Here is an 11,759-nt window from a genome sequence, read left to right as displayed (position 1 = left end):
CGGTGGCAACGCCATGATCGACGACGACCTCAAGTCGGCGTTCGCCGCCGACATGGCCTTCCTGCGCACCGTCGGCATCCACCCCGTGGTCGTGCACGGCGGCGGCCCCCAGATCAACGCCATGCTGAAGCGCCTCGGCATGGAAGGGGAGTTCCGCGGCGGCTTCCGGGTCACCACACCCGAAGTCATGGACGTCGTACGGATGGTGCTCTTCGGCCAGGTCGGCCGCGAACTGGTCGGGCTGATCAACAGCCACGGCCCGTACGCCGTCGGCATCTCCGGTGAGGACGCCCGGCTGTTCACCGCCACCCGACGCACCGTCGTCGTCGACGGTGAGGACACCGACATCGGGCTCGTCGGCGACGTCACCACCGTCGACCCGGCCGCCGTCCTCGACCTCATCGCCGCCGGCCGCATCCCCGTCGTCTCCACGATCGCGCCGGATGCCGACGGGGTCGTGCACAACATCAACGCCGACACCGCCGCGGCCGCGCTCGCCGAAGCGCTCGGCGCCGAGAAACTCGTCGTCCTCACCGACGTCGAAGGGCTCTACACGAACTGGCCCGACCGCAGCTCGCTGGCGTCGCAGATCGACGCCGCCGCGCTCACCGAACTGCTGCCGTCCCTCGACGCGGGCATGGTCCCCAAGATGGAAGCCTGCCTGCGCGCCGTGCAGGGCGGGGTCCCCACCGCTCACGTCATCGACGGCCGCCAGCCGCACTCCGTTCTGCTCGAACTGTTCACCGAAGAGGGCATCGGCACCATGGTGACCCCCACCCAGGAAGGCACAGCATGACCGGCACGTCCGATCTGCAGGAACGCTGGGCGCATTCGCTCATGCACAACTACGGCGTGCCGAAGGTCGCGCTCGTCGCCGGTGACGGCGCGATCGTCACCGACGCCGACGGCAAGCAGTACCTCGACCTGCTCGGCGGCATCGCCGTCAACAGCCTCGGCCACCGCCACCCGGCCATCATCGAGGCCGTCACCGCGCAGCTGAACCAGCTCGGGCACGTGTCGAACCTCTACGCCTCGCCGCCGGTGCTCGAGCTCGCCGAACGGCTGCTCGCGCACTTCGGGCACGAGGGCCGGGTGTTCTTCTGCAACTCCGGCACCGAAGCCAACGAGGCGGCCTTCAAGATCGCCCGGCTCACCGGCCGCCTCAAGATCATCGCCGCGGAGAAGGCGTTCCACGGACGCACCATGGGCGCGCTCGCCCTCACCGGCCAGCCCGACAAGCGCGCACCCTTCGAACCCATGCCCGCCGGCGTCGAATTCGTCCCCTACGGCGACATCGCCGCCCTCGAAGCCGCCGTCGACGAGAACACCGCCGCCGTGTTCCTCGAACCGATCATGGGCGAGTCCGGTGTCGTGGTCCCGCCCGAGGGCTACCTCGCCGCGGCCCGGCGCATCACCACCGAGAAGGGCGCGCTGCTCGTCCTCGACGAGGTGCAGACCGGCATCGCCCGCACCGGCACGTTCTTCGCGCACCAGGCAGCCGGGGTCGTCCCGGACGTGATGACCCTCGCCAAGGGACTCGGCGGCGGCCTGCCCATCGGCGCCGTCGTCGCGACCGGCCCCGCCGCCGAGCTGTTCCAGCCCGGGAAGCACGGCACCACCTTCGGCGGAAACCCCGTGTGCGCGGCCGCCGCGCTCGCAGTGCTGCGCACCATCGACGAACAGAATCTCCTCGACCACGTCAACTCCGTCGGCAAGCACCTCGCCACCGGCATCGAGGAACTCGGACACCCGCTCGTCGACCACGTCCGCGGCTCCGGTCTGCTGCTCGGCGTCGTCCTCACCGCCCCGAAGTCGGCCGCGGTCGAGGCGGCCGCGCGCGACGCCGGATACCTCGTCAACGCCGCGGCACCCGACGTCATCCGGCTCGCCCCGCCGCTGATCCTCACCGAGGACCAGGCCGACGGGTTCGTCGCCGCACTGCCCGCGATCCTCGACACGGCCCAGACGGAAGGGACGAGCTAACCCATGGTCAGGCACTTCCTGCGCGACGACGACGTCACCCCCGCCGAACAGGCACAGATCCTCGACCTCGCAGCCGAGCTCAAGAAGGCGCCCCTGTCGCGCCGCCCCCTCGAGGGGCCCTACAGCGTCGCGGTGCTGTTCGACAAGACGTCCACCCGCACCCGCTTCTCGTTCGACGCCGGCATCGCCCAACTCGGCGGTCACGCGATCGTCGTCGACGCCGGCACGACCCAGCTGGGCAAGGGCGAAACCCTCGAGGACACCGCGCGCGTCTTCTCCCGGTACACCGAGGCCGTCGTGTGGCGCACCTACGGTCAGGACCGCATCGAGGCCCTCGCCGCGCACTCCACCGTCCCGGTGGTCAACGCGCTCACCGACACGTTCCACCCGTGCCAGGTGCTCGCCGACCTGCAGACCATCCGCGAACACAAGGGCAGCACCGCGGGCCTCTCCCTGGCCTACTTCGGCGACGGCGCCAACAACATGGCGCACTCGCTGATGCTCGGCGGCGTCACCGCCGGCATGCACGTCACGATCGCGTCCCCGGCCGAATTCGTCCCCGACCCGGGCATCGTGGCCGCCAGCTGTGTCCGCGCCGAGGAGACCGGCGGCAGCGTCACCCTCACCGACGACCCGCAGGCCGCCGCAACCGACGCCGACGTGCTCGTCACCGACACCTGGGTGTCGATGGGACAGGAGGACGACGGCCTCGACCGCGACTCGGTGTTCCGGCCGTTCCAGGTCGACGCCGAACTCCTGGCCCTGTCGAAACCCGACTCCATCGTGCTGCACTGCCTGCCCGCCTACCGCGGACGGGAGATCACCGCCGATGTCCTCGACGGACCCCGTGCGGTCGTGTGGGACGAAGCCGAGAACCGGCTGCACGCCCAGAAGGCGCTGCTCGTGTGGTTGCTCGAGCAGCGGGAGCACTGACCGTGAGCACCGCCGCGAGCCGACCCGAGGGAACGACGGACCGCCCCGCCGCATCCTCGGCCCCGACGCGCGCGGCGCGGCAGGCGCGGATCACCGCGCTCGTTTCGACCCGCGAGGTGCGCAGCCACACCGAACTGGCCGCGCTGCTCGCCGCCGAAGGCATCGAGGTGTCCACCGCGACCCTGTCGCGCGACCTCGAGGAACTCGGCGCGGTCAAGCTCCGCGCCGCCGACGGGGGAGCCGGGGTGTACGTCGTGCCCGAGGACGGCAGCCCCGTGCGCGGGGTGTCCGGAGGCACCGACCGATTGTCCCGTCTCCTGGGGGAATTGCTCGTCTCCACCGACCACAGCGGCAACATCGCGGTGCTGCGCACACCGCCCGGGGCAGCGCACTATCTGGCCAGTGCACTCGATCGGGCATCATTACCTGAGGTCGTCGGCACGATCGCCGGGGACGACACCATCGCGGTGATCGCCCGGGAGCCGACGACGGGGGCTGAACTGGCCGCCAAAATCGAATCACTCGCGTGAACTACCACCCATAGACGTCAGTCGAATCAAGAAGGAGCGCAAGAACAATGGCCGATCGCGTCGTACTCGCCTACTCGGGCGGGCTGGACACCTCCGTTGCCATCAGCTGGATCGGCAAGGAGACCGGCAAGGAGGTCGTCGCCGTCGCCATCGATCTCGGCCAGGGCGGCGAGGACATGGAGGTCGTGCGTCAGCGCGCCCTCGACTGCGGTGCCGTCGAATCCATCGTCGTCGACGCCAAGGACGAATTCGCCAACGAGTACTGCCTGCCCACCATCCAGGCCAACGCGCTCTACATGGACCGCTACCCGCTGGTGTCCGCGATCAGCCGTCCGCTGATCGTCAAGCACATCGTGCAGGCCGCCCGCGAGCACGGCGGCACCATCGTCTCGCACGGCTGCACCGGCAAGGGTAACGACCAGGTGCGCTTCGAGGTCGGCTTCGGCGCCCTCGCTCCCGACCTGCAGGTCATCGCCCCGGTGCGCGACTACGCGTGGACCCGCGAGAAGGCCATCGCGTTCGCCGGCGAGCACAACCTGCCGATCAACGTGACCAAGAAGTCGCCGTTCTCCATCGATCAGAACGTGTGGGGCCGCGCCGTCGAGACCGGCTTCCTCGAGGACCTGTGGAACGCCCCCACCAAGGACGTCTACGACTACACCGAGGACCCCACCCTCAACTGGCAGGCCCCCGACGAGCTGATCGTCACCTTCGAGGCCGGCCGCCCAGTCGCGATCGACGGCAAGCACGTCACCGTCCTCGAGGCCATCCAGCAGCTCAACAAGCGCGCCGGCGCGCAGGGCGTGGGCCGCCTCGACATGGTCGAGGACCGCCTCGTCGGCATCAAGAGCCGCGAGATCTACGAGGCGCCCGGCGCCATCGCCCTGATCACCGCGCACCAGGAACTCGAGCACGTCACCCTCGAGCGTGAACTCGGCCGCTACAAGCGGCGCGTCGAGGAGCGCTGGAGCGAGCTGGTGTACGACGGCCTGTGGTACTCGCCGCTCAAGACCGCTCTCGACGCCTTCATCAAGCACACGCAGGAACGCGTCACCGGCGACATCCGCATGGTGATGCACGGCGGACACATCACCGTCAACGGCCGCCGCAGCCCCGAGTCGCTGTACGACTTCAACCTCGCCACCTACGACGAGGGCGACAGCTTCGACCAGTCCAACGCCAAGGGCTTCGTGCAGATCCACGGCCTGTCGTCGAAGGTCGCCGCGAAGCGCGATCTGGGCCTGTAGATCATGACCAGCCAGGACTCTCACGGCACCAACGAAGGCGCCCTGTGGGGCGGCCGGTTCGCATCCGGACCGGCCGCCGCCATGGCGGCACTGAGCAAGTCCACGCACTTCGACTGGGCGCTCGCCCCGTACGACGTGCGCGCCTCCCAGGCGCACGCGAAGGTCCTGCACCGGGCCGGGCTGCTCAGCGACGACGACCTCGCCACCATGCTCGACGGCCTCGACCGGCTCGCCGCCGACGTCGCGTCCGGGGCGTTCGTTCCCGCCGAGTCCGACGAGGACGTCCACGGCGCCCTCGAACGCGGCCTCATCGACCGGGTCGGACCGGAGGTCGGCGGACGCCTGCGCGCGGGCCGGTCCCGCAACGACCAGGTGGCCACGCTGTTCCGGATGTGGCTGCGCGACGCCGCGCGGCGCATCTCCGACGGGGTGCTGAACGTCGTCGAGGCCATCGCGAACCAGGCTGCCGCGCACCCGCAGGCGGTCATGCCGGGCAAGACGCACCTGCAGGCCGCGCAACCGGTCCTGCTCGCGCACCACCTGCTCGCGCACGCGCACCCGCTGCTGCGCGACGTGCAGCGGCTGCGTGACTTCGACAAGCGTGCCGCCGTGTCCCCGTACGGATCCGGTGCGCTCGCCGGGTCCTCGCTCGGGCTCGACCCCGATGCGATCGCCGCCGAGCTGAACTTCGACTCGGCCGCGGACAACTCGATCGACGCGACCAGCTCGCGCGACTTCGCAGCCGAGGCCGCGTTCGTGTTCGCGATGATCGCGGTCGACCTGTCGCGCATGGCGGAGGAGGTGATCCTGTGGAGCACTCCCGAGTTCGGGTACATCACCCTCGCCGACGAGTGGTCCACCGGATCGTCGATCATGCCGCAGAAGAAGAACCCGGACGTGTCCGAGCTCACCCGCGGCAAGGCGGGTCGTCTCATCGGCAACCTCACCGGCCTGCTCGCGACCCTCAAGGCGCAGCCGCTCGCGTACAACCGCGACCTGCAAGAGGACAAGGAACCGGTGTTCGATTCGGTGGCGCAGCTCGAGCTGTTGCTCCCGGCGATCACCGGCCTGGTCGAAACGCTGACGTTCCACACGGACCGGATGGCCGAGCTCGCGCCCGCCGGGTTCACCCTCGCGACGGACATCGCCGAGTGGATGGTGCGTCAGGGCGTGCCGTTCCGGGTCGCGCACGAAGCGGCCGGCGCGTGCGTCAAGGTCGCCGAAGGCCGGGGCGTGGGACTCGAGGACCTCACCGACGAGGAACTCGCCGCGGTCGATCCCGCCCTCACCCCGCAGGTGCGCGAGGTCCTCACCGTGGAAGGGTCCATCGCGTCCCGCAACGCGCGTGGTGGCACGGCCGGAGAGCGCGTCGCCGAGCAGCTCGCGGGGGTCCGCGCGACCGCGCGTGAGCTGCGGGAGCAGGTCCGCGCCTGACCGATCCGAACAGGCCGGTTCGACCGACGCCGGGTGTGACCCACACGGCGTTTCGAACCGGCCTGTGGCATACCCGGCGTGTGGCAGGCTGGGGTTCTGACATGTCGGATTGCGGTACACGCGGCGGATGGGGTGCGGTTCGTGGGACTGGGGAGTGAATCGGTGATGGGGCCGTTGCGTCGCGTCGTGGCGACGGCGCAGAACGGCCTCGAGGTGATTCGGTTCGGGGGGCTCGAGACCGGGGCGGCGCCGTCGCCGTACCAGGTCGTCGCCCGGACTCCGATGTACCGTCTGCGCCGCTACTTTCCCGAGACCGATACCGCCTCGACCGGGATCCCCGTTGTCCTCGTTCCGCCGATGATGATGTCGGCCGATGTGTACGACGTGACCCGCGAGAAGGGCGCGGTCGGAATGCTGCACGCCGTCGGTCTCGATCCGTGGGTCGTCGACTTCGGGTCCCCGGACCAGGAGGAGGGCGGCTGGAGCCGCACCCTCACCGACCACATCGTCGCCCTCGACGAGATCGTCGACCGGGTTCACGACTACACGGGCCGCGACATCCATCTCGGCGGATACTCGCAGGGCGGCATGTTCTGCTATCAGGCCGCGGCATACCGGCGCAGCCGCAACATCGCCAGTCTGATCACGTTCGGTAGTCCCGTCGACACCCTGGCGGCGTTGCCGTTCGGTATCCCGGATGCCATCGCGGTCCGCAGCGCGGATTTTCTCGCCGACCACGTCTTCAACCGGATGGCGATCACCGGGTGGATGGCCCGCACCGGCTTCCAGTTCCTCGACCCGATCAAGACGGTGCGGGCGCGGCTCGAGTTCGTCATGCAGTTGCACGACCGGGAAGCGTTGCTGCCGAGGGAACCGCAGCGCCGATTCCTCGACACCGAGGGCTGGGTCGCGTGGTCGGGTCCCGCGGTCGCGGATCTGCTGCGTCAGTTCATCGCGCACAACCGGATGGTCAGCGGCGGATTCGTCATCAACGACCGGGCGGTGACCCTCGCGGACATCACGTGCCCGATCCTCGCGTTCGTCGGTGAGGTCGACGATATCGGGCAGCCCCTCGCCGTGCGCGGCATCCGCAAAGCGGCCCCTCGTGCGCAGGTGTTCGAATACTGTTTGCGCGCAGGTCATTTCGGACTCGTCGTCGGCACCTCCGCGGCGCAGCACACGTGGCCCACGGTCGGGGAATGGGTGCTGTGGCGCGAGCAGCAGGGGGACCGGCCCGTCGGCATCGTCCCGATGGCCGTGCCCGAACCGCACGCCGAGGGCGAGACCGGCGTGTCCGTCACCAGCCGGCTGACCCACACCGCCGCCACCATCGCCGAGGTCGGTGTGGAAGTGGGCAAGGGTCTCGCCGAGATCGCCGCCGGTACCGTCCGCGGCGCCCGCGAACTGTCCGGTGAGGCCGCGCGGGCGCTGCCGCGGCTCGCGCGGCTCGGGCAGATCCAGCCGCACACGCGGATCTCCGTCGGCAGCCTCCTCGCCGAGCAGGGCCGCAAGGCCGCCGACCGTGAATGCTTCATCTTCGAGGATCGCGTCTACACCTTCGCCGCGGTCAACCGCCGCATAGACAACGTCGTGCGGGGACTCATCCACGGCGGCGTGCGCCCCGGGATGCGTGTCGGTGTCCTCATGGACACGCGCCCGAGCGCCATGGCCGCGGTCACGGCGGTCTCCCGTATCGGTGGGGTGTCGGTGCTGCTGCCACCCGGCTCCGACCTCGACGAGACCCTCCGGCTGGGCGCCGTCGAGAAGATCGTCACGGACCCGGAGCACCTCGGGACCGCCGTCGCGACCGGTCTGCCCGTCCTCGTGCTCGGCGGCGGCGACGTGCGCGACCTCGACGTCGAACCCGGCTCGGACGTCATCGATCTCGAACGCCTCGACACCTCCACGATGGAGCTGCCGGGGTGGTACGTGCCGGACCCCGGCATGGCCCGCGAACTCGCCTTCATCCTGTTCACCGGCCACGGCGATTCGCTCGAGATGAAGCTGGTCACCAACCACCGGTGGGCACTGTCGGCGTTCGGTACCGCGACCGCCGCGGCCCTCGGCCGCGGCGACACTGTGTACTGCCTCGCGCCGCTGCACCATTCGTCGGGACTGCTCGTCAGTTTCGGAGGTGCACTCGCCGGTGGATGCCGCATCGCGCTGTCCCGGGGACTGGATCCGGCGCGGTTCAGCGACGAGGTGCACCGCTACGGCGTCACCGTCATCACCTACACGTGGGCGATGCTGCGGGAGATCCTCGACAGCCCGTCGCTGCACATCGACGACATCCACCCGGTGCGCCTGTTCATCGGTTCCGGCATGACCCCCGGCCTGTGGCGGCGCACCATGGAGCGGTTCGCCCCCGCGCAGGTGCTCGAGTTCTACGCCTCCACCGAAGGCGCGATCGTGCTGGCCAACGTGTCCGGCGCGAAAGTCGGGTCGAAGGGCCGGCCGCTGCCCGGCAGCGCCGAGGTCCGGCTGGCCGCCTACGACCCGGTCGGCCGGCGATTCGTCGAAGACGAACGAGGTTTCGTCCGGGAGAGCGTGCCCGGCGAAGTCGGACTGCTGCTCGGCCGCTACAGCTCGACCACGGACATCTCCGCAAGCGTGATGCGCGGTGTGTTCGAGACGGGCGATGCGTGGGTCCCCACCGAGAACCTGTTCCGGCGCGACGCGGACGGCGACTTCTGGCTGCTCGACAACAAGCGCACCGTCATCGTCACCCCGCGCGGCCCGGTCTATGCGCAACCCGTCGTCGACGCGCTCGGCGCGCTCCCTCGGGTCGATCTCGTCGTCGCCTACGGGGTGCGCGCCGGCGATACCGACCTCGCCGTGGCCGCGTGCACGCTGCGCGAGAACAAGGCGCCGAGCTCCGTGGAGATCACCGCGGCGCTCGATGCACTGCCGGCCGCCGAACGCCCCGACATCGTGCACGTGGTGCCGCGCATCCCGCTCGGGCCGTCCTTCAGGCCCATCGCGGACGATCTGCGAGCACAGGGTGTTCCGAGGCCGACGGTGCGTTCCTGGTACGCCGACCCCGAGACCGGAACGTACAAGCGGCTCACCAAGGCGGTGGCAGCGCGGCTGGCGACGGGCGTCGTCGATTCGGGTTCCGCTGCGCGGTAGCCTTGGTCCCGTTCGCATATCGCACTTCGAGAGGACAACGGTGGCTGTCGACCCCACGCTGTTGAGCATCCTGGCCTGCCCGCAGGACAAGGGGCCGTTGCTCCTCGTGGACGACGTCGTCCTCTACAACCCACGGTTGCGGCGCGCCTACCCCATCGAGAACGGCATTCCCGTCCTTCTCGTCGACGAGGCGCGCGAGGTGACCGATGCCGAACACGACGACTACGTCGCGCGCGGGGTCGCGGGCTGGACGCAGGACTGATCGGCTGACCGGCGACGGCACGTACAGCAGGGCGCAGCTGAGCGCGGCGGACCCCGTCGCGGGCGCACGCCTGCTGCTCGGCGCGATCCTCCGGGTCGGCGACGTCGCACTGCGCATCACCGAGGTCGAGGCGTACGGAGGGCCCGAGGACGGTCCCTGGCCGGACCCGGCCGCGCACTCGTATCGCGGCCGCACCGCCCGCAACGCGGTCATGTTCGGACCGGCGGGTCATCTGTACGTGTACCGCAGCTACGGCATCCATCACTGCGCGAACATCTCGATCGGACCCGACGGGGTCGCGGCCGCGGCACTGCTGCGCGGTGCGCACGTCGTGTCGGGAGAGGAGACCGTCCGCGCTCGCCGCACCCCGGGTACCGCGGAGCCGAACCTGGCGAGGGGACCGGGCAACCTCGCCGAAGCGCTCGGTCTGACACTCGCCGACAACGGCCTCGACGTGTTCGATGCGACGTCGCGAGTGCGTCTCGACCTCGCCCCCGGCACCGTCCCGGACCCCGTGGAGACCGGTCCCCGGGTCGGCATCACGCAGGCAGCCGATCGGCCGTGGCGGCTGTGGATTCCCGGCGCGATCGGGGTCTCGGCGTACCGGCGGAGCCCACGGGCGCCGGCCGCGAATCCGCGGATGGGATGATCGAGCGGTGACTGAGCACATTCTCGACGAACTCACCTGGCGCGGGCTCATCGCCCAATCGACCGACATCGACGCACTGCGACGGGACCTCGACGCAGGTCCGCTCACGTTGTATGCCGGTTTCGATCCGACCGGGCCGAGTCTGCACGCCGGTCACCTCGTGCCTCTCCTCGCTCTCAAGCGTTTCCAGCGCGCGGGCCACCGGCCGATCGTTCTCGCAGGTGGGGCCACCGGCATGATCGGCGATCCCCGCGAGGTGGGGGAGCGGACGATGAACTCCGTCGACACGGTCGCCGAATGGGCCGAACGCATTCGCAGTCAGCTCGAGCGGTTCGTGGACTTCGACGATTCCCCGACCGGCGCGATCGTCGCCAACAACATGGACTGGACCGGGCAACTCAGCGCGATCGACTTCCTGCGCGGAATCGGCAAGCACTTCTCCGTCAACGTGATGCTCGCCCGCGACACCGTCAAGCGCCGTCTCGAAGGCGACGGCATCTCGTACACCGAGTTCAGCTACATGCTTCTGCAAGCCAACGACTTCGTCGAGCTGCGCCGCAAGTACGGCTGCACGCTGCAGGTCGGCGGCTCCGACCAGTGGGGCAACATCATCGCCGGCGTCGAACTCAACCGCCGCGTCGACGGTGAGTCCGTGCACGCACTCACCGTTCCGCTGGTGACCTCCGCGGACGGCAAGAAGTTCGGCAAGTCCACCGGCGGCGGCAGCCTGTGGCTCGACCCGGAGATGACCACGCCGTACGCCTGGTATCAGTACTTCGTGAACGCCGGTGACGCCGACGTGATCAAGTACCTGCGCTGGTTCACGTTCCTCGACCAGGAAGAACTCGCCGAGCTCGAGGTCGCCACCGCGGAACGCCCGCAGGCCCGTGAGGCCCAGCGTCGGCTCGCAGCGGAAATGACCACGCTGGTCCACGGAGAGGCGAACACCCGCGCGGTGGAGCTCGCGAGCCGCGCACTGTTCGGTCGCGGAGAGCTTGCCGATCTCGACGAGGGCACGCTCGCGGCGGCGCTGGCCGAGGCATCGATCGCCGAAGTCCACAAGGGCGAGCCGTCCACGATCGTCGACCTGCTCGTCACGACCGGACTGTGCGAGAGCAAGGGCGCGGCGCGGCGCACGGTGAAGGAAGGCGGCGCCTCCGTCAACAACGCGCGTATCGCTTCGGAGGACTGGACGCCCGGCGAATCGGACGTTCTGCACGGGCAGTGGCTCGTCATCCGGCGCGGCAAGCGGAACTTTGCCGGCGTGCGCCTCGTCCGGGGCTGACAGCGCTCTCATGTTACGGGCTGACGGGCCGTTGACCTGCGGATTTGACGGCCCGTTAGCGGAGGCGTAACTTAGTCGTCGTTCGAGCGAGAGGGACACAGACCCGGACCGGAAGGTACGGGCAACTTTAGTGCCCCGCGATGATCGGACAGCCAAGCAGAAGATCGTACCGGTTCGAAGTGATTTTGACTCGGTAAGATGGACCTGCTAGGTTAGAACAGTTGCCCCGGAGCGGGTCGGACGCCAGTCCGGAACGCGATGGTGTGTGCGTGTTCTTTGAGAACTCAACAGTGTGCCGATGAATGTC

10 protein-coding genes are annotated in these 11,759 nt (G+C 69.5%); all 10 read left to right on the top strand.

Features of this window, described 5'->3' with window-relative positions; genetic code table 11:
- Positions 1-796 (top strand): acetylglutamate kinase (gene argB, locus I0Q12_RS14020; RefSeq protein ID WP_231610634.1); only part of this gene is annotated, 796 nt, incomplete at its 5' end.
- Positions 793-1,983, top strand: coding sequence for an acetylornithine transaminase (locus I0Q12_RS14015; RefSeq protein WP_197252503.1), 1,191 nt, complete (start codon positions 793-795; stop codon positions 1,981-1,983). The genes argB and I0Q12_RS14015, both read left to right, overlap by 4 nt.
- A gap of 3 nt (positions 1,984-1,986) precedes the next feature.
- On the top strand, positions 1,987-2,916 hold the full coding sequence (argF, locus tag I0Q12_RS14010) for an ornithine carbamoyltransferase (RefSeq protein WP_197252502.1): 930 nt from the start codon (positions 1,987-1,989) through the stop codon (positions 2,914-2,916).
- Between the two features lie 2 nt (positions 2,917-2,918).
- On the top strand, positions 2,919-3,446 hold the full coding sequence (locus tag I0Q12_RS14005; RefSeq protein ID WP_197252501.1) for an arginine repressor: 528 nt from the start codon (positions 2,919-2,921) through the stop codon (positions 3,444-3,446).
- Positions 3,447-3,493: 47 nt separating this feature from the next.
- Positions 3,494-4,693 carry an argininosuccinate synthase gene (locus I0Q12_RS14000; protein WP_197252500.1) on the top strand — a complete coding sequence of 400 codons (1,200 nt, stop codon included), beginning with the start codon at positions 3,494-3,496 and terminating at the stop codon, positions 4,691-4,693.
- A 3-nt stretch (positions 4,694-4,696) separates the two neighbouring features.
- Positions 4,697-6,127 carry an argininosuccinate lyase gene (argH, locus tag I0Q12_RS13995; RefSeq protein WP_197252499.1) on the top strand — a complete coding sequence of 477 codons (1,431 nt, stop codon included), beginning with the start codon at positions 4,697-4,699 and terminating at the stop codon, positions 6,125-6,127.
- Positions 6,128-6,268: 141 nt separating this feature from the next.
- Positions 6,269-9,256 carry an acyl-CoA synthetase gene (locus I0Q12_RS13990; protein ID WP_197252498.1) on the top strand — a complete coding sequence of 996 codons (2,988 nt, stop codon included), beginning with the start codon at positions 6,269-6,271 and terminating at the stop codon, positions 9,254-9,256.
- A 40-nt stretch (positions 9,257-9,296) separates the two neighbouring features.
- The gene (locus I0Q12_RS13985; RefSeq protein ID WP_197252497.1) at positions 9,297-9,518 is read left to right on the top strand and encodes a Trm112 family protein; all 222 of its coding nucleotides are present in this window, start codon (positions 9,297-9,299) and stop codon (positions 9,516-9,518) included.
- Complete coding sequence (locus tag I0Q12_RS13980; RefSeq protein ID WP_197252496.1) at positions 9,463-10,167, top strand: DNA-3-methyladenine glycosylase; 705 nt, start codon at positions 9,463-9,465, stop codon at positions 10,165-10,167. The genes I0Q12_RS13985 and I0Q12_RS13980 overlap by 56 nt, the downstream gene beginning before the upstream one ends.
- A gap of 7 nt (positions 10,168-10,174) precedes the next feature.
- Entirely contained in the window at positions 10,175-11,452 is a 1,278-nt protein-coding gene (gene tyrS, locus I0Q12_RS13975) for a tyrosine--tRNA ligase (RefSeq protein ID WP_197252495.1), read from the top strand.
- Positions 11,453-11,759 lie beyond the last annotated feature (307 nt).

It is taken from the genome of Rhodococcus sp. CX (assembly GCF_015865005.1).
In the GTDB taxonomy this organism is placed as follows: domain Bacteria; phylum Actinomycetota; class Actinomycetes; order Mycobacteriales; family Mycobacteriaceae; genus Rhodococcus.
This window is presented reverse-complemented; position numbering and strand designations above follow the sequence as displayed.

Bases quoted from the DNA above. Each gene is read 5' to 3' on its own strand.
- I0Q12_RS14015 (WP_197252503.1), top strand. From the start codon at position 793: ATGACCGGCACGTCCGATCTGCAGGAACGCTGGGCGCATTCGCTCATG.
- argF (WP_197252502.1), top strand. From the start codon at position 1,987: ATGGTCAGGCACTTCCTGCGCGACGACGACGTCACCCCCGCCGAACAG.
- I0Q12_RS14000 (WP_197252500.1), top strand. From the start codon at position 3,494: ATGGCCGATCGCGTCGTACTCGCCTACTCGGGCGGGCTGGACACCTCC.
- argH (WP_197252499.1), top strand. From the start codon at position 4,697: ATGACCAGCCAGGACTCTCACGGCACCAACGAAGGCGCCCTGTGGGGC.
- I0Q12_RS13980 (WP_197252496.1), top strand. From the start codon at position 9,463: ATGCCGAACACGACGACTACGTCGCGCGCGGGGTCGCGGGCTGGACGC.